The organism is Streptomyces sp. NPDC041108 (assembly GCF_055592645.1).
In genome coordinates, this window is the sequence record NZ_JBVIYK010000005.1 from 139,372 (window position 1) to 163,583 (window position 24,212).

General features: G+C 71.3%; 16 protein-coding genes. 7 read left to right on the forward strand and 9 right to left on the reverse strand.

All coding sequences use genetic code 11. From position 1 onward, the window contains the following. Positions 1–143: 143 nt before the first annotated feature. From ACZ6BB_RS16370 to ACZ6BB_RS16385, 4 genes are all read left to right on the forward strand, one after another. Positions 144–1,526, forward strand: a complete 1,383-nt coding sequence (locus ACZ6BB_RS16370; protein WP_471615857.1) for an alpha-amylase — start codon at positions 144–146, stop codon at positions 1,524–1,526. Between the two features lie 113 nt (positions 1,527–1,639). Continuing rightward, positions 1,640–7,069 (forward strand): pullulanase-type alpha-1,6-glucosidase, encoded by a 5,430-nt coding sequence (gene pulA, locus ACZ6BB_RS16375; protein ID WP_471615858.1) that lies wholly within the window; start codon positions 1,640–1,642, stop codon positions 7,067–7,069. 75 nt (positions 7,070–7,144) lie between these two features. Continuing rightward, the gene (locus ACZ6BB_RS16380; RefSeq protein WP_471615859.1) at positions 7,145–8,752 is read left to right on the forward strand and encodes a SpoIIE family protein phosphatase; all 1,608 of its coding nucleotides are present in this window, start codon (positions 7,145–7,147) and stop codon (positions 8,750–8,752) included. Positions 8,753–8,756: 4 nt separating this feature from the next. Beyond that, on the forward strand, positions 8,757–9,113 hold the full coding sequence (locus ACZ6BB_RS16385) for a 5-carboxymethyl-2-hydroxymuconate Delta-isomerase (protein ID WP_471615860.1): 357 nt from the start codon (positions 8,757–8,759) through the stop codon (positions 9,111–9,113). A 19-nt stretch (positions 9,114–9,132) separates the two neighbouring features. Here ACZ6BB_RS16385 and ACZ6BB_RS16390 read toward each other — a convergent pair whose 3' ends face one another. The 3 genes from ACZ6BB_RS16390 to ACZ6BB_RS16400 form a co-directional block, all read right to left on the reverse strand. Then, positions 9,133–9,825: a TetR/AcrR family transcriptional regulator gene (locus ACZ6BB_RS16390; RefSeq protein ID WP_471615861.1), complete on the reverse strand. Its 693-nt coding sequence runs from the start codon at positions 9,823–9,825 to the stop codon at positions 9,133–9,135. A 71-nt stretch (positions 9,826–9,896) separates the two neighbouring features. Continuing rightward, positions 9,897–11,840 (reverse strand): hypothetical protein, encoded by a 1,944-nt coding sequence (locus tag ACZ6BB_RS16395; RefSeq protein WP_471615862.1) that lies wholly within the window; start codon positions 11,838–11,840, stop codon positions 9,897–9,899. 276 nt (positions 11,841–12,116) lie between these two features. Next, positions 12,117–15,245, reverse strand: a complete 3,129-nt coding sequence (locus tag ACZ6BB_RS16400; RefSeq protein ID WP_471615863.1) for an alpha-N-acetylglucosaminidase — start codon at positions 15,243–15,245, stop codon at positions 12,117–12,119. Positions 15,246–15,360: 115 nt separating this feature from the next. On the opposite strand from ACZ6BB_RS16400, the gene ACZ6BB_RS16405 reads away from it, so the two are divergent. Continuing rightward, positions 15,361–15,813 carry a hypothetical protein gene (locus tag ACZ6BB_RS16405; protein WP_471615864.1) on the forward strand — a complete coding sequence of 151 codons (453 nt, stop codon included), beginning with the start codon at positions 15,361–15,363 and terminating at the stop codon, positions 15,811–15,813. A 161-nt stretch (positions 15,814–15,974) separates the two neighbouring features. Here the strand turns inward: ACZ6BB_RS16405 and ACZ6BB_RS16410 are convergent, their stop codons facing one another. The 6 genes from ACZ6BB_RS16410 to ACZ6BB_RS16435 form a co-directional block, all read right to left on the reverse strand. Continuing rightward, entirely contained in the window at positions 15,975–17,558 is a 1,584-nt protein-coding gene (locus tag ACZ6BB_RS16410) for a DUF1996 domain-containing protein (protein ID WP_471615865.1), read from the reverse strand. A gap of 258 nt (positions 17,559–17,816) precedes the next feature. Beyond that, positions 17,817–18,857 (reverse strand): NAD-dependent epimerase/dehydratase family protein, encoded by a 1,041-nt coding sequence (locus tag ACZ6BB_RS16415; protein ID WP_471615866.1) that lies wholly within the window; start codon positions 18,855–18,857, stop codon positions 17,817–17,819. Between the two features lie 132 nt (positions 18,858–18,989). Continuing rightward, a complete protein-coding gene (locus ACZ6BB_RS16420) occupies positions 18,990–19,676 on the reverse strand; it encodes a winged helix-turn-helix domain-containing protein (protein ID WP_471615867.1) in 687 nt (228 codons plus the stop codon). 423 nt (positions 19,677–20,099) lie between these two features. Then, positions 20,100–21,128 (reverse strand): glutamine synthetase, encoded by a 1,029-nt coding sequence (gene glnII / locus ACZ6BB_RS16425; protein ID WP_471615868.1) that lies wholly within the window; start codon positions 21,126–21,128, stop codon positions 20,100–20,102. 314 nt (positions 21,129–21,442) lie between these two features. Continuing rightward, the gene (locus ACZ6BB_RS16430; protein WP_471615869.1) at positions 21,443–22,135 is read right to left on the reverse strand and encodes an RlpA-like double-psi beta-barrel domain-containing protein; all 693 of its coding nucleotides are present in this window, start codon (positions 22,133–22,135) and stop codon (positions 21,443–21,445) included. 160 nt (positions 22,136–22,295) lie between these two features. Next, on the reverse strand, positions 22,296–22,655 hold the full coding sequence (locus tag ACZ6BB_RS16435) for an arsenate reductase family protein (RefSeq protein ID WP_319365196.1): 360 nt from the start codon (positions 22,653–22,655) through the stop codon (positions 22,296–22,298). A gap of 176 nt (positions 22,656–22,831) precedes the next feature. Between ACZ6BB_RS16435 and ACZ6BB_RS16440 the strand changes: the two genes are divergently transcribed. Beyond that, the gene (locus ACZ6BB_RS16440; protein WP_037728323.1) at positions 22,832–23,146 is read left to right on the forward strand and encodes a hypothetical protein; all 315 of its coding nucleotides are present in this window, start codon (positions 22,832–22,834) and stop codon (positions 23,144–23,146) included. A gap of 295 nt (positions 23,147–23,441) precedes the next feature. Then, positions 23,442–24,089 carry a DUF4360 domain-containing protein gene (locus ACZ6BB_RS16445; RefSeq protein ID WP_471615870.1) on the forward strand — a complete coding sequence of 216 codons (648 nt, stop codon included), beginning with the start codon at positions 23,442–23,444 and terminating at the stop codon, positions 24,087–24,089. The last annotated feature ends 123 nt before the right edge of the window (positions 24,090–24,212 follow it).

Below are 24,212 nucleotides of genomic sequence, written 5' to 3' on the forward strand. Positions count from 1 at the left end.
CGTCAAGTGGACTCGTACCTTCCTGACGGTTGAAAATTTTCAGCCATCTTGCAGCAAGAACCGGCAAAAGATCTCGCCGTACGAGCCCCTCACGGCCCAGTGCCCCGCCCTTCGGACCCCTTCAACGGAGAAGGACCCCACACATGACCAGCAGAACCCTGTCCGGCGCGCTCGCTCTCGCGGCGGGCGCGTCGATCGCGCTCACGGCACCCGCCGGGAGCGCGTACGCGTCGCCGCCCGGGACCAAGGACGTGACCGCCGTCCTGTTCGAGTGGAACTTCGCCTCCGTGGCCAAGGAGTGCACCAGCACCCTCGGACCGAACGGCTACGGATACGTCCAGGTCTCGCCGCCCGCCGAGCACATACAGGGCTCGCAGTGGTGGACGTCGTACCAGCCCGTCAGCTACCGGATCGCCGGACGTCTCGGGGACGCCACCGCCTTCCGGAACATGGTCGACACGTGCCACGCGGCCGGCGTCAAGGTCGTCGTCGACACCGTCGTCAACCACATGTCGGCCGGGAGCGGCACCGGCACCGGCGGGTCGTCGTACACGAAGTACGACTATCCCGGCCTGTACTCCTCCTTCGACTTCGACGACTGCACCGCCACGATCAGCGACTACACCAACCGCGCCAACGTCCAGAACTGCGAACTCGTCACCCTCGCCGACCTGGACACCGGCGAGGAGTACGTGCGGTCGGCCATCGCCGGGTACATGAACAGCCTGCTCGGCTACGGCGTCGACGGCTTCCGGATCGACGCCGCCAAGCACATCCCCGCCGCCGACCTCGCCGCCGTCAAGGCGCGGCTGAACAACCCGTCCGTGTACTGGAAGCAGGAGGCCATCCACGGCTCCGGGGAGGCCGTGCAGCCGAGCGAGTACATGGGCAACGGGGACGTGCAGGAGTTCCGGTACGCCTTCGACCTCAAGCGGGTCTTCAACAGCGAGAACCTCGCCTACCTCAAGAACTACGGCGAGGGCTGGGGCTACCTGAACAGCTCCGTCGCCGGGGTCTTCGTCGACAACCACGACACCGAGCGCAACGGCTCCACCCTCAGCTACAAGGACAACGCCGCCTACACCCTCGCCAACGTCTTCATGCTGGCGTACCCGTACGGCGCGCCCGACATCAACTCCGGCTACGAGTTCTCCTCCACCGACGCCGGGCCGCCGAACAACGGTCGCGTCGACGCCTGCTGGCAGAACGGCTGGAAGTGCCAGCACGCCTGGCCGGAGATCATGCGCATGGTCCCCTTCCGCAACGCCACCCGCGGTGAGGCCGTCACCAACTGGTGGGACAACGGGGGCGACGCGATCGCCTTCGGGCGCGGCAGCAAGGGCTTCGTGGCCATCAACCACGAGTCGGGCAGCCTCAGCCGCACGTACCAGACCTCGCTCGCGGCAGGCACCTACTGCAACGTGCAGAACAACACGACGGTCACCGTCAACGCCTCCGGCCGGTTCACCGCGACCCTCGGCGCCGACACGGCACTCGCCCTCCATGCGGGCAAGACCGGCTGCTGACGCGCTTGTAAGCCCTTACCGTTACTTTCAAGCCTCTTGCTGAAACACTTTCGGCGGCGATACGGTCGCGCGGGGTCGGACCCACCAGAGCCGTCATCGCAAGGAGTCCATCCGTGATACCGAGATGGCCGGCGCCGTTCGGGCGCCGAACCACCCACGCCGGACGGGTCGCGGCGGTCGGCGCGGTCACCGTGACCGCGCTGACCGCGGCGCTCGTGCAGCCGCTCACCGCCGGAGCCGCCGCGCCGCCCGCACCTCCGTCCGACGCGAAGCTGGCGAAGACCGCCGCCCGCCACGACCTCACCCGCGAGCAGTTCTACTTCGTCCTGCCGGACCGTTTCGCCAACGGTGACCGGGCGAACGACAGGGGCGGCCTGACGGGCTCGCGCCTGGCCACCGGCTACGACCCCACCGACAAGGGCTTCTACCAGGGCGGCGACCTCAAGGGCCTGACCGAGAAGCTCGACTACATCAAGGGCCTCGGCACCACCGCCATCTGGATGGCCCCGATCTTCAAGAACCAGCCCGTGCAGGGGACGGGGGCCGACGCGTCCGCCGGCTACCACGGCTACTGGATCACCGACTTCACCCGGGTCGACCCGCACTTCGGCACCGACAAGGACCTGGAGACCCTGATCTCCAAGGCCCATGCCAAGGGCATGAAGGTCTTCTTCGACGTCATCACCAACCACACCGCCGATGTCGTCGGCAACGAGGAGAAGTCCTACGACTACCTCTCCAAGGGTGCCTTCCCCTATCTGACCGAGGACGGTGAGCCCTTCGACGACAGCGACCACGCGGGCGGGAAGAAGGACTTCCCGCCGGTCGACCGGGACTCCTTCCCCCGCACCCCCGTCGTCCCGGCCGCGAAGAAGAACGCCAAGGTCCCCGCCTGGCTCAACGACCCGGCGATGTACCACAACCGGGGCGACTCCACCTGGGCCGGTGAGTCCGCCGCCTACGGCGACTTCGTGGGTCTGGACGACCTGTGGACCGAACGCCCCGAGGTCGTCTCCGGCATGGAGAAGATCTACGAGAAGTGGGTGCGGGACTTCCGGATCGACGGCTTCCGGATCGACACCGTGAAACACGTCGACATGGACTTCTGGACGCGGTGGGCCACCGCACTCGACGCGTACGCGGCGAAGAAGGGCCGCGACGACTTCTTCATGTTCGGCGAGGTCTACTCCGCCGACACCGCGGTGACCTCCCCGTACGTCACCCGGGGCCGCCTCGACTCCACGCTCGACTTCCCCTTCCAGGACGCGGCGCGCTCGTACGCCTCCCAGGGCGGCAGCGCGAAGAAGCTGGCCTCGGTCTTCGGGGACGACTACCGGTACACGACCGACAAGGCCAACGCGTACGAGCAGGTCACCTTCCTCGGCAACCATGACATGGGCCGCGTCGGGACCTTCCTGAAGCAGGACGACCCCAAGGCCACCGACGCCGAACTGCTCGCCAAGGACCGGCTCGCCAACGAGCTGATGTTCCTCGGCCGGGGCAACCCGGTCGTCTACTACGGCGACGAGCAGGGCTTCACCGGCGCCGGCGGCGACAAGGACGCCCGCCAGACCATGTTCGCCTCCAGGACCGCCGACTACCTGGACGACGACCTGCTCGGCACGGACCGCACGCACGCCACGGACGCGTACGACACGAGCGCGCCGCTCTACCGGCGGATCAGCACGCTCGCCAAGCTCCGCAAGGCCCACCCGGCCCTCGCCGACGGCGTCCAGACCGAGCGTCACGCGGCCGACGGGGCGGGCGTCTACGCCTTCTCCCGCACCGACGCCGGCACCGGCACCGAGTACGTCGTCGCCTTCAACAACGCGGACGACGCCGAGAAGGCCACCTTCGCCACCGGGTCGGCCCGCATGACCTTCAAGGGCGTCTACGGGACCGACGACACGGTGACGAGCGGTACGGACAATAAGGTCACCGTCACCGTCCCGGCCCGCTCCGCGATCGTCCTCAAGGCCGCCGGCCCCCTCGCGAAGCCCGCCACCGAGCCGTCCCTCACCCTCGGGGCCCCGGCCGCCGGCGCCACCGGCACGGTCGAGATCGGCGCCGACGTCGACGGCGGACAGCTCAACCGGGTCGTCTTCGCCGCCCAGGTCGGCAACGGCAGGTGGAAGACCCTCGGCTCCGCCGACCACGCCCCCTACAAGGTCACCCAGACCCTCGGCGAGGACGTACCCGCCGGAACCGCCCTGCGGTACAAAGCAGTGGTGATCGACCGAACCGGACGTACGGCGAGCGCCACCGCCACCTCCACCACGGGCACCCCGCCCGCCCCCGAGGTCCCCACCGCCTCCTCGCGCGACCACGCGATCGTCCACTACAAGCGCGCGGACAACGACTACACGGACTGGCGGCTGTACGCCTGGGGCGACATCGCCGAGGGCGAGGGGACCACCTGGCCGGACGGCCACGACTTCGTCGGACGGGACGCGTACGGCGCGTTCGCCTACGTCAAGCTCAAGCCCGGTGCCACGAACGTCAGTTACCTCGTCATCGACAAGGACGGGAACAAGGACGTCCCCGCCGACCGGTCCATCGACGTCACGAGAACGGGCGAGATCTGGGCCGAGCAGGGCAAGGAGGCCGTCCTGACCGAGGCGCCCGATCCGCCGGCCCAGGACACCTCCAAGGCCGTTCTGCACTACCACCGCGCCGACGGCAGGTACGACGGCTGGGGCCTGCACGTCTGGTCCGGCGCCGCGAACCCGACGGACTGGTCCAAGCCCCTGGAGCCGGTGCGGACCGACACCTACGGCGCCGTCTTCGAGGTGCCCCTCACCGAGGGCGCGACCAGCCTCAGCTACCTCATCCACAAGGGCGACGAGAAGGACCTCCCCACCGACCAGGCGCTGGACCTCAAGGCCACCGGTCATGAGGCATGGCTGCTGAACGGGCAGGAGAAGTACCTCCTCCCGCAGCCCGCGGGCAGCGCCGCAGCCCTCGACCCGACCACCTCCAAGGCGATCTGGATCGACCGGAACACCGTCGCCTGGAACGGGAACGACACCGCCGCCTCCACCCAGCTGCTGTACTCCCGCACCGGCTCCATCGCCGCGAAGGACGGCACTCTCACCAGCACCGACGAGCGCTGGCTCCGCCTGACCAGGTCGGCCCTGACCGACGCCCAGAAGGCGAGGTTCCCGCACCTGAAGTCGTACACCGCCTGGACCGTCGACCCGCGCGACCGCGACCGGGTCCGCGAGGCGCTGCGCGGTCAGCTCGTCGTCTCCCAGCGCGCGGCGAACGGCGCGGTGCTCGCGGCGACCGGTGTGCAGATCGCGGGCGTGCTCGACGACCTGTACGACGGCTCCGGCGCCGACCTCGGCCCCACCTTCCGCGACGGCCGCCCCACGCTCGCCGTCTGGGCGCCCACGGCCCGGCAGGTCTCCCTCGACCTCGACGGCACCCGGGTCGCGATGCGGCGGAACGACACCACCGGCGTCTGGTCCGTCACCGGCAAGAAGTCCTGGAAGAACAAGCCCTACCGGTACGTCGTCGAGGTGTGGGCGTCGAGCGCCCGCGAGGTCGTCACCAACAAGGTCACCGACCCGTACTCCGTCGCCCTCACCGCCGACTCCGAGCGCAGCCTCGTCGTCGACCTGACGGACAGGTCCCTGGCACCGAGCGGCTGGTCGTCGTACACCAAGCCGAAGGCCGTACCGCTGAAGGACGCGCGGATCCAGGAGCTGCACGTCCGGGACTTCTCCATCGACGACAGGACCGTGCCCGCCAAGCACAGGGGCACCTACCTCGCCTTCACCGACAGGGCCGGCGACGGCTCCCGGCACCTGCGGAAGCTGGCGGAGGCGGGCACCTCGTACGTGCACCTCCTCCCCGTCGCCGACATCGCCACCGTCCCCGAGCGGAAGACCGACCAGGAGACCGTGGACTGCGACCTCGCCTCGTACCCCGCGGACTCCGAGAAGCAGCAGGAGTGCGTGGCGAAGACCGCGGCGGAGGACGGCTTCAACTGGGGCTACGACCCCTACCACTACACGGTCCCGGAGGGCTCGTACGCGACCGACCCGGACGGCACCCGGCGCACGGTCGAGTTCCGGAAGATGGTGAAGGCGCTCAACGCCGACGGCCTCGGCGTCGTGCTGGACGTGGTCTACAACCACACCCCGGCGAGCGGCCAGGCCGACAAGAGCGTCCTCGACAAGGTCGTCCCCGGCTACTACCACCGGCTCCTCGCCGACGGTTCGGTCGCCACCTCCACCTGCTGCGCCAACACCGCGCCCGAGAACACCATGATGGGCAAGCTGGTCGTCGACTCGATCGTCACCTGGGCGAAGGAGTACAAGGTCGACGGCTTCCGTTTCGACCTGATGGGCCACCATCCGAAGGCCAACATCCTGGCCGTCCGCAAGGCCCTCGACGCGCTCACCCCCAAGAAGGACGGCGTCGACGGGAAGAAGATCATCCTGTACGGGGAGGGCTGGAACTTCGGCGAGGTGGCCGACGACGCGCGCTTCGTCCAGGCCACGCAGAAGAACATGGCCGGCACGGGCGTCGCCACCTTCTCCGACCGGGCCCGCGACGCGGTGCGCGGCGGCGGCCCCTTCGACGAGGACCCGGGCGTGCAGGGCTTCGCGTCCGGCCTCTACACGGACCCCAACTCCGCGGCGGACAACGGCACCCCGGCCGAGCAGAAGGCCCGGCTGCTGCACTACCAGGACCTCATCAAGGTCGGGCTGAGCGGCAATCTCGCCCGCTACCGGTTCACCGACACCGCGGGCAAGGAGGTCGAGGGCTCCGAGGTCGACTACAACGGGACCGCCGCCGGGTACGCGGACGCCCCGGGCGACGCCCTCGCCTATGTCGACGCCCACGACAACGAGTCCCTGTTCGACGCCCTGGCCTTCAAACTCCCGAGGTCCACGAGCCCGGCGGACCGCGCCCGTATGCAGGTCCTCGCCCTGGCGACCGCCGCCCTCTCGCAGGGCCCGGCGCTCTCCCAGGCCGGCACCGACCTGCTGCGGTCCAAGTCCCTCGACCGCAACTCCTACGACAGCGGCGACTGGTTCAACGCGATCCACTGGGACTGCCGGGACGGCAACGGCTTCGGGCGCGGACTGCCCCTCGCCGCCGACAACCGGTCCAAGTGGCCCTACGCAAAGCCCCTGTTGACCTCCGTCGAGGTCGGCTGCGAGCAGATCGAGGGGGCCTCGGCGGCCTACCGCGACCTGCTGCGCATCCGTACGACGGAGGACGTGTTCTCCCTCGCCACGGTCGGGCAGGTGCAGTCGAAGCTGTCCTTCCCGCTGTCGGGGAAGGACGAGACCCCGGGCGTGATCACCATGGAACTCGGTGACCTCGTCGTCGTCTTCAACGCCACTCCCGAGCGGCGCGAGCAGACCGTGGACGACCTGGCCGGGAAGGAGTACGCGCTGCACCGGGTGCAGGCGGCGGGGGCGGACTCTACCGTCCGGACGTCGTCGTACGAAGCGGAATCGGGGACCTTCGCCGTTCCGGGGCGCTCCGTGGCGGTCTTCGCACGAACCGACCGTCAGGCGCGCTAGCTTGGGTGGTGCGGGCGGTGAGGGGACGGCCCGCACCACCCCGGCTTCAGCCACGACGAGAGCCTCATGAGTGCGATGGGCGACACAGCGGGCACCACGGTGCTGGTGGTCGACGACGCGGCCGCCGGCCGGTACGCGATGGGCGCGGTCCTGCGCCGGGCCGGACACGGCGTGGTGCCGGTCGCCAGCGCCGGGGAGGCCCTGGCCGAACTCGACCTGCGGCTCCGCTCCGGAACACTGCCCGATCTGGCCCTCGTCGACGTCGGCCTCCCCGACATGAGCGGCTTCGAACTGTGCCGCCGGCTCAAGGCCCGGCCCCTGACCGCGGCCCTGCCCGTCGTCCACTTCTCCGCCGCCTCCGTCGCCCCCGCCGACCGCTGCCGGGGACTGGACGCGGGCGGCGAGGCCTATCTGACGGTCCCCGCCGAGCCGGAGGAGATCCAGGCGGTCGTCCGCGCGGCCGTGCGCGGCGCCCGGACACGCAACGACGCCGAGGCCCTCGTCCGCCGGCTCACCCTGCTGTCCGAGACCATCGTCGACGTGCAGGCCGCCCGCACCCTGGACGAGCTGGCCGCGGCCGCCGCCGAAGGGACCGCCCGGCTCACCCGGTCGCCCGCCGCCGTGTTCGTGCTCGGCGAGGACGGCCACCTCTACAGCGGCACCTCCCGGGCAAGGGCCCGCACCACCCTGCCCGACGCCGGCGCGCACGAGACCGTGGCCCGGCTCATCCGCCGTCTCATCGACGGCGACCCCGGGCCGCGCGACACCGTCGTCCCCGCGCCCCTGTGGCCCCCGGGCTTCTTCCGGCCCGGCGTCACCGAGGACGCCCGGCTGGTCCTGGCCCGCACCGAGAACGGCACGCCCGTCTGTGTCGCCACACCCGTGCACGGCAGGCCGGGAGCGGTGAGCGGTGCCACGGGCCTGGTCGCGCGCCTCGCCCAGGCCACCGCGCTGGCCGCGCAGCCACTGCTGATGTACCAGGTCGAACGCCATGTCGCGCTCACCCTCCAGCACAGCTTCCTGCCCAAGCGGGTGCCCGAGTTCCCCGGCCTCGAAGTCGTCGTCCGCTATGTGCCGGCCTCCAGCCGGACCGAGATCGGCGGCGACTTCTACGCGGCCCTGTCCACCCCCGGCGGCGTGCTGACCGCCGTCGGCGACGTCGTCGGGCACTCGCTGGACGCGGCCACCGTGATGGTGGAGATCCGGCACGCCCTGCGCGCGTACTGCGTGGAGGAGTCCGACCCCGCGGCGCTCGCCCACCGTCTCGACCGGATGCTCCAGCACTACCACCCCGACCTGACCGCCACGGTCTGTCTGGCCCTGGTCGAGCCGGACAGCGGGCGCGTCCTGGTGGCCAACGCGGGCCACATCCCGCCGCTGATCGTCCGCGACCACGGGGAGGCCGAGTACGTGCGGGCCGCCGGGCCCCTCCTCGGGCTCGGCCTCGACCGGCCCGCGCCCACGCAGACGTCACTGCGGCCGACGGATCGGCTGCTCATGGTCACCGACGGGCTCGTCGAGACCCGCGGCATCGATCTCGCGCTCTCCCTGGAGCAGTTGCGGGCCGCCGCGGCGGACGCTCCGGCGGGGACGGCCGCGCTGTGCGACACGCTGCTGCACTGTTTCGGGCGGGACCGGGAGGACGACATCGCCATGCTGGCGTCACGGCTGCGGTTAGGGTGACCTCATGCCGCAGATCACTGTTGACTACTCCGCCGTCCTCTCCGAGGGCTTCGACCGGCCCACGTTCGCCAAGGCCCTGCACGAGGAGGTCGTGCGGACCGCCGCCGCGAAGCCGGAGGCGTGCAAGACGCAGTTCCGGGCGACCGAGGACACGGTCGTCGGGCCCGACACCGACGGTCACGCGATCGTGCACGTCACGCTCGGACTGCTCGCCGGGCGCACCGACGACACGAAGGTGACGCTGACCGAGAACGTGCTGGAGCTGGTCCGGCAGTACGTGAAGCCTTCCGCGGGGCTGGCGCTTCACGCGTCGGCGGAGGTGCGCGACCTCGACCCGTCGTACCGGAAGTTCGAGGTCTGAGCGCCGGGCCCGACAGGCCCTAGCCGCGTCCCAGGGCCACCAGGCGGCCCGCGAGGTCGCTGAACGGGCCGTCCTGCGGTTCGTCGGCGAGGATGCCGCGCAGCAGGGCCGCCATCTCCTCGTCCTGGGCCGCGCTCACCGCCGCCAGGGCCGCGAAGTCGTGGACGAGCTGGACCTCCAGCTCCTCCCGGGGGATACGGCGGCCGTCCAGCCAGATGAGGGCCGTGGACTCGGCGAGGGAGATCCAGGAGCGGATGACGAGTTCGAGCCGCGCGGGTGCCACGTCGACGTCGAGGTGCGAAAGGATCTGGACATAGGCGGCCTGGCGGACACCGTCGATGAGCGCGTTCGTGCGGGACGAGCCGACGGCCGGGCCGCCGCGCATCAGGGCGGAGAAACCGGGGCCGTGCTCGTCGACGAAGTCGAAGAAACGGTGCGTGACGCGGAGCAGCCGGGCACCGAGCGGACCCTGACGGGGCTCGACGAAACGGTTCGCCAGGTCGTCGGAAGCACGCGTCAACGCGGCCTCGTACAGGCTGAGTTTGCCGGGGAAGTAGTGGTAGACCAGCGGGCGTGAGATGCCCGCCGCCGACGCTATCTCGTCGATGGAGACCTCGTCGGGCGAGCGCCGGCTGAACAGCTCGAGGGCGACCCCGATCAACTGCTGCCGCCGCTCCTCCACACCCATCCTGCGGCGCGCACCGGTTCGCATACGAACACTCTACCGATTGATTCCGGCCCGCCAGGGGCGGGACCGGGCGGAGACGTCCGAGGCGCGGGCGGTCACCGGGCGGACTGCAGGGCGCTGATCTCCCGGCCGTTCGCCAGCTTGCCCTTCAACTCGGCTCGCACGCCGTCCCCGGCCGGTACGGCGAGGAGGTTGCCGGGCGCCGAACCGCTGACCCCGCCGCTCAGTTCGACGGACACCGTGTCCTTGCCGCCGGCGGCGAGCATGTACGACTCGCCGTTCGCGGACTTCCAGGGGCCGGCGGCGAGGACGTGCGGGTCCGCCGGGCCGCAGGCGGGAACCTCGTCGGCGGCGGCCGTCACGTACGCGCCCGCCGGAGTGTCGAACTGGGCCAGCACCCGCGTGCCCGCGCCCCGCCACGTCTCGGTGCGCGTGCACACCCAGTCGGCCGTGCCGCTCCCGTCGGGCAGCGGCTGACGGGCGAACTGCCAGGCGTTCACGGTCCGCACCCCCTGCGACCGTACGGCGGCCAGCGAACAGGCGAAGGGCGCCCAGACCGCCGGCGCGGCCGACGCCTCACGCCTCGCCGACACGGCCGACGGGCGCCCGATCGTGAGGTGCGCCGGAGTCACCTCCAACAGGTCGGTCAGCAGCCGCGTACCTCCCGAGGCGTCGGTGACCTGCAGAACGTCCCAGGACCGGCACGCCCCGGTCCGCACCGCCGGACTGGCGAACGGCGCCGTCGTCCCGTCCTTCGCCAGCGCGAGCGGACGCACCCGGGCGCCGGGCTCCGCCAGATCCCGTACGGCCGCCGCGCGCACCCAGGGTGCCGTCAGATAGCGGACGTTGCCGTCGGACCGGCCCAGCACCAGGGCGCTCGCGCCGGCACCGGTCGCTCCGTCGGCCCGGGTCAGGTCCAGGGCGGCCGCGCCCGGGTCGTCGAGGGGCTCGGCGTACCGGGCGATCCGCAGGCCGTCGTGGAGCAGGACGACCCGGAGGCTGTCGACCACCCCCGCGTACAGCAGTTGCGGCGGGCCGGGCGGGGGCCCGGCCTGGGTGCCGAGGGTGACCGCGACCTGCACGGACTCACCGGGGCGGGCCCAGACCGCGAGAGCGCGCCGCAGCAGGGCTCTGTCCTTGACGAGATCGCCGCGCGCGGGCCAGGTGGTGAAGTCGGTGCGCCCCGTCGTCCGCCACGCCGTGGCCGTCGCCGTCGTCAGCTGCCCCGGATCGAGTGCCGCCTGGGCCGCCGGGTTCCGCGCGTACGACGGCGCCGCCGCGCCGTCGGGCCCCCAGCTCTCCCCGGGCAGCCCGAGGAGAGCCCCGGACACGATCACGGCGGCCGTCGCCGCCAGCGCGGCCCTCGTGTGCTGGCGGCGGCGCATCAGATCGGTGGGGCGGGCGTGCAGCGAACAGGGGTCGTACTCGGGGGAGGAGAGCAGCGCGTACTGCCGCGCCGGCACCGAGTCGGCCTCCTGCAGCGCGGCGTCCGGAGCGTCGACCCCCGCCTCTTCGAGAAGCGACCTGATCACCGGGTCGGGGAGCCGCTCCAGGCCCCGCAGGACGTAGGCGGCGCGTCCCGGCGCGGAGAGCGCCGACAGCCGCTGGTCCAGGGCCAGTTCGTCGGCGCCGCCGGAGCGGGGGAAGAGCCTGAGGCCCCACACCCGCGGCAGCGGCGCCGGCAGTTGGGCCCGCTTCGGCCACGCCCAGCGCCGCAGCGGGAGGCCCGCCTCCAGGGCGGTGCGGACGACCTGGAGCCGGACGAAGGCGTACCCGGGGTTGCGCTCCCGGTCCGCGCCCGTCGCCTGCGCCGGGATGAGCGAGGTGGACCTGCGGCCCCTGGGCAGCGCCCGCTGGGTCAGCGCGTGCGCCGTCAGCACGCGGCGGTTCCGGCCCAGGTCCGACGGCAACGTCAGATAGGCCAGCCGCACCAGACGCGGATAGTGCTCGACGAGCGCGGCCTCCGCCTGCTCGACGTCCACGACCGACTCCTGGGCGCGGGACGATGCGGGGCGCGGGGCGACATCCTGTGACTGCACGTTCAGCAAAACGAGCGAATGGTCCGATGGTCACCAGAGCGCTCCGCCGGGTGGGGCGGGGGCGCCTGGGGGTGGGGCGACTGGGGTTGTGCGGGCGGGTGCGGGTGGGTGGGGGTTTCTCGCGCGGTTCCCCGCGCCCCTGAACGCGTCAGCCCCTGCGGGCCTGAAGGGCACGGGGCGCAGCCCCTGCTTTTCAGGGGCTCGGGGAACCGCGCGACCAGCCCCGACTCACCCGCACCCGAAGAACGCACCGAAGAACCCGAGGCCCGCACCCGCCTACGCCAGAGACCACCCGCTGAACTCCACCAGCCCCCGCACCCCGCTCCCCCCGTTCGCCGCACTCATGAAGAGCCCCACGTCCTGCCCCCCGTTCGCCGCCCCCGGCACGCTCACCGACGCCACCACCCGCCAGGTCGCCCCCTCGTCGACGGAGCACTCACCCACGTACGCCCCCACCCCCACCCGGCTCAGCCGCAACACCACCGGTGCCCCGACCCCCGTGATCCGCCGATACGTGTCGAGCGTCCCGTCCCCCGAGCCGTCGTAGGACAGCACCACCCCGTTCGCCGGAGTGACGGCCAGGTTCAGGAACCCGGCCGACCCGGCCGTACCGAGGCCGTTGCGCACCACGATGCCCGCCCGGGCCCAGTTCCCGGTCGCCGCCTGGGAGTCGACCCGGAGCGTCACGGACGTACCGTCCCGCAGCGCCCCCGCCCGATAGGCCGTGCCGAACTCCGAGGTCCCCCGCCACAGGTCCGCCCCGGCCCCGTCGATCGCGAACCGGTCCGCGAGCTGCCCGAAGACCGCCCCGTTGCTGGTGTAGGTGCGCCATCCCGCCTCCAGCGCCCCCGCCTCGTAGAGCGTCCCGTCGAAGCGCCCCTCGACCCGGTCCTCGCCACGGGGGCCGTACGCGGCCGTCACCGTGTAGGGGAGCGGTCGCAGCGGCCGGTCGAGCGGCGTACCCGGCGCGTCCGCGCGCCAGCTCACCGTCCCCGACCCCGCCGCGGCGACGCTCGGCAAGGATGTCGGGCCCTGAGGCTCGGCCGTACCGGCGAAGCCGCCGAGCGCGAAGTCGACCCGCCCGGTGTCCCGCAGCCCGTTGACGTTGCGCAGGACCGCCGACAGCCGCGCGCTCCCGCCGGGCGGCAGCACCGGCGGCTCCGCGGTGACGGTCAGCGTCCCCTGGTACGGCGCCCGCGCCAGCACGTCCCGCACCCGCGCCGCCGTCCGGTACGCGTCGCCCACCGGCCGCAGCGGATAGTCCTCGCGCTGCCGGGTCCACGGCTCCTCGAACGCGAACCAGTCCACGGGCGCCGGGGCGGTGCCCGTGGCGAGCGCGTCCTCCAGGGTGTCGAGCCACTTCTGCCAGCGCGGGACGTAGAAGTCGGCCATGAGGCCGCTCCACTCCCGGTTGCCGTACTCGTGCAGATCCCCCGTGTCGGAGGTGGCGCGCCCGCCCCACACCGTGATCAGGACCTTCGCGGTCCGCTCGAACTCGGCCCGCTCGGCGTCGTCCGTGGCCATCAGCCGTGCGTCGTTCACCCACGGGCCCAGCAGGAACGCGCCGTTCGTGCCCGTGACCTCGTCGGACAGCCGCATCAAGCGGAGCCAGAGCGTGGCCAGCGCGCGGAACGTCGTGAGGTCCCCCCGCCGGTGGGCCGCCCGCAGCTGGGGCAGGTACTGGCGGCTCCGGTGCGCGAGCGCCTGCCGTGCCACGTCCACCACGTCGTACCGGTACGCCGGGTTGCGGCGCCGCCCGGCCGCCACGTCCAGCAGTCCGGCGAGGGCCGCGTCGAAGCGGCCGGGGTCGTAGGTCAGCGTGCGCGGCGCGTACGCGGCGGCCCGGTCCGCGGCGAGGTCCGGGCGGGCGCAGAACAGCGAGTCGTGCGGGTCGCTGCGCTCCACGGCCCGCTGCTGGTACGCGGTCTCGTGCAGCGCCCGCCAGGCCGCGCGCGCCGCGTCGTCGCGGCCGCCGTAGCGGAAGTCGGCGTACGAGGAGAACCAGGCGGCCCGGTCGATCTTCGCCGGTGTCCAGGCCAGGTCGGAGAAGAGCTCGAAGGCCGCCGGGTCGCGGTCGGTGGCCTCCGGCATGTACGCCGTGCCCACGAGCGCGCTGTCCGCCTTGTCCCGCCAGGCGAAGAACTTGTCGTTCCACAGGTGCGCGCGGGCGCCGATGGTCGTCCGGCCGCCGAAGTTGGGGATCGTGCCGAAGCAGTACGGGGTGCCGCCCCAGTCGCGTTCGCGGTCGGTGACACCGGCGTAGCGGTCGGAGACGCCGTCCACGATCAGCATCTTCGACCGGTCGATGGCGTCCAGCAGCTCCGGCAGCGGGTTCTCCTGCCAGCCGAGGATCACCCAGGTGGCGCCCGGGTGGGCCTTCTGGAGGGCGCGTTCGACGCCCTGCGCCGCGTCCGGGACGGGGACGTCGCCCGCCGTGCCGCCCTCGTGCAGGAGGTCCATCTTGAAGTGGGCCGCCGCACCGAACACGTCCCGTGCGTGGCCGTAGAAGGAGGCGGCGACCCGGGCGAAGGAGTCGGTGCGCGGATCGAGCCAGTCGGGGCGTTCGAAACCGTGCCAGACGCCCTGCGGGACGACGTGCGCGTCCCCGCCGTTGCGCTCGACGAACTGCTTGGGGACGTGCCCGTAGTAGCCGGGGAGCACGGGGGACATCCCCAGCTCGCGCAGACGGTCGGTGATGCGCCGGCCGAGTTCGGCCCGGCGGGCGATCAGCGCGGGGGAGAGCGGGCCGCCGTACCCGGAGAGGTTCTGCAGCAGCCACCAGGGCTGGTGGGAGGGGGCGGGGAGCCAGGCGCGGGACTCCTCGTCCGAGTAGCCGAAGTCCTTCAGCAGCCGGTGGTAGACGGCCTCCGTCCCCGCGGTGACCAGCACCTCGTTGCAGCCGTGCGCCGCCAGGAGGTCGATCTGGCGTTCCCAGTACGGCCAGTCCGCGTACGGGGCGGTGTACCCGTCGTTGGTGTCGTTCAGGGCGAAGCGGTGGGGGAGGGCGGTGGATCCCTCCAGGGGGCGGGCGGGGGCGGGAAGGCGGCTCGGCAGGTCCAGTTGGCTGCCGTTCCAGGCCAGGTGGGCCCCGCAGACGTACTTCAGGTACCAGTGGACGCCCATGAGCGCCGTGGCCGGTGTGGTGGCCTCGACCTGGATGTCTCCCTTGGTGCCTGTGACACGGAAGCGGTCGACGGTGTCGCTCCGGTCGAGCAGACTGAGCCGGAACTGTCCGGCATGGCCGGGCAGCAGCCGATTGAGCGCCGAGCGCGCGGGAGCCGTATCGAAGGCGGGGCCCTCGCCAGGGCTCTCCGCGGCGTGGGCCGGGGCCGACCACCGCAGGTGGGTCCCGAGGCCGATGACACCGGCCGAGCCCAGCACCGTGCGTCGCGACGGACCGTTCATGTCTGTGTGCCCCCTGTGTCGACAGTGGCGGCACGCTAACGGGGCGACCGTCCGTGAACAACGGTGCGCACGGAGCTGGCGCGTTCATGTCGCCTGAACGGACCCGGAGGTACGGATGAGTTTGACGAGGAAGAGGCTTGCGGGGGCCGCGGCCGGCGCTGTCGTGGCGCTGCTGGCGCTGACCGGCTGCGGCGGGTCCGACGACGCGGAGACCGCCGTCCCGAAGACGGCGACGGGGACGCTGGAGCACATCGCGGGCGAAGTGGGCTGCAAGCCGGACATGCAGACGGACGCGGACACCATCCGCCAGGCCCTGTGCACGAACAAGGACGGCGACTTCGACGGCAAGTTCGTCCTCGCGACCTTCGCCACCGACCGGGGCCAGGCGGAGTGGCTCGCCGGCGCCAAGGACTACGGCGGCTACTACCTCGTCGGCCGCAAGTGGGTCGCCGTCGGCGAGAAGAAGACGGTGGGCGGGCTGCAGGGCACCCTCGGCGGGGAGATGCAGGAGGGGTCCGAGCACATGAACCCCGGTGGCAGCCACAACGACGGCAGCCACAGCGGCTGACCGTGTCGGCCCCGCCCCGGAACTCCGGGGCGGGGCCGACACGGATACATCCGCGGCGAGCCGGGTGATCCGGGTGACCGGGCGATCCGGGGAAGACCAAAGGCCGGCGGTGGGAGATCCCACCGCCGGCCTTTGGTCTGTGGCTCAGAAGCGCTCGGGTACTACGTGCAGTTCTGGCCGTTGTTGATGCACTGGACCATCTTGTTCATCGTCTCCTGGTTGAAGAAGTTGATGAAGTCGTTGTGGTCGGTGATCGGCTTGTGCAGGTTCTCCGGGAAGGAGTCGACCGCGTAGGGCTTCACGACCTGGCCGTTCTGGATCTGCGGGGCCGGGACGTTGTAGACCAGGCGGACCTGGAGCTGGGGGATGGCCTGGAAGCCGTTCGAGCAGCTGCCGTCCGCCTCGACGAAGTCGACGTGCGTGCGGTGGTTGGCGCTGTCGATGTTCTTGCCGTCCCAGCAGCTCTGGAAGAAGGACGTCCGCACCACGGAGCTGCCCTGCGGGCAGATCGGGTACTTGTCCGTCACCACACGGTCCTCGAAGCCGGTGCAGCTCCAGTTCGTGTTGGCGTTGTTCAGGCCGTTCACGAAGGCCTTGGCGTCACCGGTGATGATGCGCAGGGCCTGCGGCATCGCGACGACCGGGCCACGCTTGTTGCCGACGAACTTCAGCTGGGCCTGGCTCGGCTCGACGATCTTGCCGACGTTCTTGTCCGCGCCGCCGCCGGGCTTGTTGGCGTCGATGTCGTTCGAACCGTCCTGGATGCGGATGACCGGCCAGAAGTACGACGACTTGTCGCCCTGGTTCTGGCAGGACGTCTGCGCGTTGGCCAGGTCCTGGTCGCTCGCGAAGGCGTTGTTGCTCTGGTTGCCCACGTAGTCGTGCTGGTGCTGGGCGCCGTTGCTGACACCCGGGGCGACGATCACGTTGTCCGAGTTGCGCAGCTCGTTCTTGTTGACGCCGCAGTTCGTGGTGAAGGTGCCCCGCGAGCCACCGTTGCCGTTGGCGGCGAGACCGTTGCCGTTCACGCCCTTGGGGCCGCCGTTGGGCTGGACCTGGTTGATGTTGATGAAGTCGCCCGCGACCGGGCCGTTGCCGCCCTGCCCGTTGGCACCCTGGCCCTGACCCTGGCCGCCCTGGTTCTGGCCCTGGCCACCCTGGTTCTGACCGCCCTGGTTCTGACCGCCCTGGTTCTGGCCGCCCTGGTTCTGGCCCTGGCCGCCCTGGTTCTGGCCGCCCTGGTTCTGGCCCTGGCCAGCGCCGGCGTTGGTCTGAGCCTGGTCACCCTTGCCCTGGCAGGCCGCGAGCTGAGCCAGCCCCTGCGGAGCCTGGCCGCCCACGCGCCGGATGTTGATGCCGATCCGGTCGATGGTGGCCGTCCGCTTGGACTTCAGCGGGCCGAGAATGGCGTTGTTGACGAAGTTGGCGTCGCCCGCCTGAGCCTGGCGCGTGTCAGCCAGGCGCTTGTACGCCTCGGTGATCTGCCGGTCCAGCAGCGCCAGCTCCTTGGCGACACCCGCGCGCGCCTTCTTCGGCACCTTCGTCAGCTTCTGACCGACGTCCGGGCAGGCGATGGTGGCCACCTGAGCGGACGCCAGTGTCGCGTTGGGCTTGGACTTCGACTCGCCCGCTGAGGCGTAGAAGTTCGCCCAGACCAGGCCGCCGCCCGCGACCGCGAGCGCCGCGGATGCGGCAATGGCCCGAACGGCCAGCGGCGAGCGTCGTTTGCGTGTGTTGCGTCCCATGGAACTCCTCTGACTTCCTTGCGGGGCTATCGAGGCGCCCGACAGGAGTGAAGCGGCTCCATCAAGTACGCGCTGAGTCCCAGGAGTGTTCAGGCGACTCAGAAATTGATGAGAGATTCGTGGGACAAACTGGTTTCAACACCCCACGCGGCACCGGGAGTTGTCGATCCCCTACGGCGTGTGCGCGACGAGCGGCCCTGACCGGGCCCGTGAAGGGGGTGTTTCGGCTGCTCTGGCCAGGATGCGCGAGAACCGCCGTCACCGTGCCGGTTTGCCCGGTCGGAGTCCCAGCAGCCCCGCCTCCACCGACGCGTCCAGGCCCACCGCCGGCCGGTCCGGTCGATGCGGCGCGGCTCCGCCGAGTTCCGTCAGCCACTCCCAGGTGTCCCGTACGGTCTCCTCCACGGACCGGCAGCGGAGCCCGTCCCGTACGGCGCGGGACACGTCCGCCCCGTGCAGTGCGCCGTGCAGGTCGCTCCCCTCGGGCACCCACACCGGCAGCTGCGTCCACGGCTCGATCCCGGCCCCGAGAATCAACTCCGGTGCCGTCCAGCGGAGTTCGGCCGCACCGCCGGTCACCCGCACGCATGCGTCGAGCAGTTCGCCCATGGTGGCCGTACCGGTGGGGCCGATCAGGTTGTACGCGCCGCTCGATCCCCGTTCCGCGGCGCCGAGGATCCAGCCGGCGAGATCACGGACGTCGACGTACTGCAGGGGGAGGTCGCGGGGGCCGGGCGCCAGGACCGGACCGCCCCGGGCGACACGGGAGAGCCACCAGGGCAGCCGGCCGATGTTCTCGTACGGCCCGAGGATCAGACCGCAGCGTACGAGGAGCGAGCGGTCGGCGCCGAACGCCTCGACCGCGGCCAGCTCCCCGCCCCGCTTGTCGCGGGCGTAGTCCGTCCCTTCGGCGTCCGCCGACGCGTCGTTCACCAGGGGCGCCGACTCGTCGTACCCGGCGGCCGGCGGCCAGGCGTACACCGAGCAACTCGACACGTACACATACCGTTCGGCCACACCGGACAGCAGGCGCGCGGTGTCCCTGACGGCTCGCGGCGCCACCGACCAGGTGTCGACGACGACGTCCCATCCGCCCCCGCCCGCGCAGGCCGCGGCGGAGGCGTCGGCGAGCGCCGCGAGCCCGTCCGGGGCGGTGCGGTCGCCCAGCAACGACCGCACCCCGGCCGGAGGTGCGTGCCGTCCCCGGTGGAAGACGGTCACCTCCCAGCCGCGGGCCAGCGCCGACTCCACGACGGCGCGGCCCACGAACTCCGTACCACCCAGCATCAGAAGTCTCATGCCGCAGACTCTGCCCGCCGGGCGGCCGGTACGGAACGGGAATCTGCTCTCAGGAGATCCGGCTCCACGGACCCGCTCCCGGAAGCCCCGCTCTGGCAAGATCGCTCCGGGGGGATCGCTTCAGGAGATCCGTCAACGGCCCAGCGGGGGCGTGTACTTGTAACCGACCCGCCGTACCGTCTGGATCGCCTGACGGAACTCCGCGCCGAGCTTGCGCCGCAGCCGGGCGATGTGGACGTCGACCGTCCGCCCGTCTCCCACATGCCCGTAGCCCCACACCGTGGTGACCAACTGGTCGCGGGTGTGCACCCGGTGGGGGTGCGCGACGAGGTGGGCGAGCAGCTCGAACTCCAGATAGGTGAGGTCGAGCGGACGCCCGCCGACCTCGGCCGTGCGCCGCACGGTGTCGACCCGGACCAGCTCGTCCGCCGCCCCCGCGGAACCGGAACCGGCGGGATCGGCACCGGCGGAACCGGGACCGGCGGAACCGGGACCGGAACCGACGGCCGCACCGGCGTGGTCGAGGGACAGCTCGGCCTGGACCGCGAACGGCGGCACCGGAGGCTGCTGGTCGGCCGGCAGGAGCACCAGGTAGCCGACCATCGGGGGCCGGCCCGGCAGCGTGGGCAGGGTGTGCTGGGGTGCGGGCAGCCAGGTGGCGCCCGGCGGCAGGAAGTCCGTGATGTCCACGACCTCGTCCCGGCCCACGGCACGCAGCCGGTGCCGGGGGGAGGCGCCGGGCGCGGGGACGGCGACGGACGCGGGGCCCGGCGCGGAGGTCAGCGGGGCGGCGGTCGACAGAGAACGGGTGTTCGCCATGAGAGGTCAGCTCTTTCGCGCGGGAGGATCGTCCGGGAGACCTCGGCGACCGAGTTCGTGATCGGTCCCGCCGAGGGGCGTACGTCGTTCCGCGCCGACCGAAGGCCGGGGTGTACGGCTTTAGAGGGCCGGCGCGTTCGTCGCGCGGCAACACACCCGGTCGAAGTCGTGGTGCTGACGGGAAGGCCAGAAGGGCTCCAGGTCATGGTGACCCGTCGCGCGTGGGTTCTGGAAGCCGGCCATGCGTTCATTGAAGCAGACACACGCCCGTTGCATCAGTCTCCTCTCACTGCTTGGACGCTTCTTCGCCATCGCATCCGCCCCGCGCCGGTCCGGGCCGGCGGACCGGCGACGCCGAAGGGCGCCCACCGGACCGGTGGACGCCCTCTCGGACAGCGCGGGCTCACGGAGCCCCGGGGTGGATCAGACCTGGCCGGCCTTGTCGAGCGCGGTGCAGCAGGTGTCGACGATCAGCCGCGTCACGACGTACGGGTCGACGTTGGCGTTCGGGCGGCGGTCCTCGATGTAGCCCTTGCCGTCCTTCTCGACCTGCCACGGGATACGGACCGAGGCGCCACGGTCGGAGACACCGTAGGAGTACTCGTTCCACGGGGCGGTCTCGTGCAGACCGGTCAGGCGGTCGTCGATGCCGGCGCCGTAGTTCTTGACGTGGTCGAGCGGCTTCGAGCCCTCGCCCAGCGACTCGCACGCGGTGATGATCGCGTCGTAGCCCTCGCGCATCGCCTTCGTGGAGAAGTTGGTGTGCGCGCCGGCGCCGTTCCAGTCGCCCTTGACGGGCTTCGGGTCCAGGGTCGCGGAGACGTCGAAGTCCTCGGCGGTGCGGTAGAGCAGCCAGCGGGCCACCCACAGGTGGTCGGCGACCTCCAGCGGGCCGACCGGGCCGACCTGGAACTCCCACTGACCGGGCATGACCTCGGCGTTGATGCCGGAGATGGCGAGACCGGCCTTCAGGCAGTTCTCCAGGTGGGCCTCGACGATGTCGCGGCCGAAGATCTCGTCGGCGCCGACACCGCAGTAGTAGCCGCCCTGGGGGGCCGGGAAGCCGCCGATCGGGAAGCCGAGCGGGCGCTCGCCGTCGAAGAAGGTGTACTCCTGCTCGATGCCGAAGATCGGCTCCTGGGCGGTGAACTTCTCGGCCACCTCGCGCAGCGCGGCACGCGTGTTGGACTCGTGCGGCGTCATGTCGATGTTGAGGACCTCGCAGAGCACGAGGATGTCGTCGCCGCCGCGGATCGGGTCCGGGCAGGAGAAGACCGGCTTGAGCACACGGTCCGAGGAGTGCCCCTCGGCCTGGTTGGTGGAGGACCCGTCGAAGCCCCAGATCGGCAGCTCCGCACCCTTGGCGTCGTCGGCGAAGATCTTCGTCTTCGAGCGGAGCTTGGCCGTCGGCTCGGTGCCGTCGATCCAGATGTACTCAGCCTTGAAGGTCACGGGACACATCCTTCGGGGTGGGTCACTAGGCGCATGCGCGGGTGCTGCGGCGCTGCGGCACTGAAACGCCGCTGATGCCGGGCAGCCTGTCAACGTGCGATTTCCCGGCCGTTGCTCGAATGTGAACCCCGTGTTACCTGGTGGAGCTGTGGCACGGCTCACGTCCTGGCGGACGCGCAGGTCGTACGCGCGTACGAGGCCGGCCACCGCTTCGCGCGATGGCCGGCCTCACCGGACCGCGGTCGCCCTCCCGTCACCTCACCGTCACGAGAGGGCCCGCTCCGTACCTCGGTGTGCCGCCGTCCGGGCCGGTCTCACCCCACCTGCTCGATCAGCGCGCGGCGGATCAGGAACTTGCCGGGTTCCCGGACCTGTTCGAAGGCGGCGTTGTTCAACAGGGCGCAACTGCCGGAGACCGACGTGACCTCGACGGTCGTGGACTTGTTGTTGTCCAGGTTGGTCACCCGCAGCTTCGTGCCGGCCGGGAACTGGTTGCTGGACGCGGCCGGGGCGCCGCCCTCACCGGAGAGGGTGACGGTGGAGCCGTTGCAGACCTGCCGGCCGGCACCGGCGTTCCCCGTGCCGCCCGCGCCGCCGGTGCTCCCCGCGGCCTCGTCGCCCTGGGGGTCCTGAGCCGACCCCCCGGTCTCCGTGGCCGGTGCGGACGGCTGAGCGGGTTGCGCCGGCTGTGCGGCCTGGGAGCCCTGAGCCGACTCCCCGACCACGCAGTCCGACGCCTTCTGCTGGACCTTGATCTGTGCGACGACCGCCTCGCGGTTGGCGATCCGGGCCGCCGACTGGGCGTCGGGCTTCGCCCTCTGGTCCGCGATGAACCGCTCGTTGTTGCCGAGCGCGGTGGCCAGACCCTGACAGACGCTGGAATCCGCCGCGGTCTGCGCCGCGTTCGACGTGGCCGCCATGGCGAAGGCCCCGCCTCCCGCCACCGCCGCCGCGGTCACGAACAGCGCGACCTTCTTCTTCGTGCCGAGCGTTCTCCTACGCGACATGCGCGCCTCCTGTTCCCGGCGGTCCTTCGGATCGGCCACCGGATCGGACGAGTACGCCGCTACGTACGAGATGTCGAACGGAGCTACTCAACGGTCACAGCGAACTCTCAAGTAACCCACGTCACATGATGCTTGAGGAGTGAGCCGCCCGGACCGCCCGCTACCTGGACAAAGCATCCCGTACCGCCTCGTCCGTGCGGGCCACCACCGCCGTGCCGTCCTCGGCGGTGATGATCGGCCGCTGGATGAGCTTGGGGTGCTCGGCGAGCGCCTTGACCCACCGGTCGCGCGAACCGGCGTCCCGCGCCCACTCCTTGAGGCCCAGCTCCTTCGCCGCGGCCTCCTGGGTGCGGGTGATGTCCCACGGTTCGAGCCCGAGCCGGTCGAGTACGGCGCGGATCTCGTCCTCGCTCGGGACGTCCTCCAGGTAGCGGCGGACGGTGTAGTCGGCGCCCTCGGCGTCGAGCAGGCTGATCGCGCTGCGGCACTTGGAACAGGCGGGATTGATCCAGATCTCCATGCCGCCCACGGTAGCCAACCAGGCGTGAAAACTCGTGTTCCACGTCTGTCACAGGACCCCTCAGATGCCGTCTGGCCAGGGGCGATTGTCAGTGGGGGGTAGTAAAATAGAAGCAGTGTTCGAGGGTTGCCGACGGGGGATTCCGGCGGTGCCCAGACCGCGACAGGAGGATGTCCGTGCCCGCTGCCGCACTGAAGTCCAAGCCGCTGCCCACCCAGTCCACCGTCCAGCATCCCGTCCTGCTCGACCTGCCCTACGCGCCGGTGGTGAAGCACACCCTGCCGCCGGGCCGTCCGCGCGAGTGGTACATCACCCACAACCGGCGTCTGAAGGCCATGCGTCTCGCGATCGCCCTGCTCGACTCCGGGGTCCACGTGCCGAACCAGGCGCGCAACGAGACGATCCGGAGCACGGCCGAGGTCATCGGAGTGCACCCGCCGTCGGACACCACGTGCCACATGGTCCGGGCGCTGATGCGCTACACCCGCTAGGCCCGACCGGCCTGTCGGTGCCGTCCACTTCGTGAGGGGTGGGCGGCACCGGTGCGTTCGGGGGCGTGACGGCGGACGAGGCGGTCCGGCGGGCCGGAAAGAGGGGCGATCTCCGGCCGCCAGGGTTGGCCGGAGATCGCTCTAGCCCTGCCCGCCCGGACTCCATACGATGCGGTCGCCCCTCGGTCTTCACAGCTGCTTCACAGCCCGCGTTCGCACGGGCGGGTTTCTCGTAGGCCGCGGGGTTCTGGCACCTGTCTATTGACATGTGCATGACTAGATGGGAGAACCCCCCATGGTTCGTGGTCTCCTCCTGGGCGGCGCCGTAGCCGCCCTGTTCGCCAGTGCGCTTCCCGCGCAGGCCGATTCCCCCTTCGAGGACCCGCCCCCGGACAAGATCATCATCAAGGTCGCCACGGTGAACGGCTCCGGCTGTCCCCAGGGCACGGCCGCGGTCGCCGTCTCACCGGACAACACCGCGTTCACGGTGACCTACAGCGACTACCTCGCGCAGGTCGGCGGTGGGGCCCCGAGCACCGCGTTCCGCAAGAACTGCCAGCTCAACCTGATCGTCCATGTACCCGGTGGCTTCACCTACGCCATCGCCAGCGTCGACTACCGCGGCTTCGCCTCTCTCGCGCGCGGCGCGAGCGGCGTCGAGAAGGCCTCGTACTACTTCCAGGGTTCCCCGGACACGGCCTCCAGGACCCACACGTTCACGGGTCCCAAGGAGGACAACTGGCAGGCCACGGACGAGACCGACTGGGCCCAGCTGGTGTGGGCGCCCTGTGGGGTCGAGCGCAACTTCAACATCAACACCGAGCTGAGGGTCAACCGGGGGTCGTCGTCGGCCGGCAGCACGAGTTTCATGACCATGGACTCGACCGACGGTGACATCAGCACGATCTATCACCTGGCATGGAAGCAGTGCCCCTCCGGGTGAGCCGGTTTCGCCGGGTGCCCCCTGCTGCGGGGGCACCCGGCGCTCGTCGGTGCCGCAGGAGGAGAAGCACGGGGCGCAGCCCCGGCTTCTCAGGGGCGCGGGGAACTGCGCACCCGCGCCCTC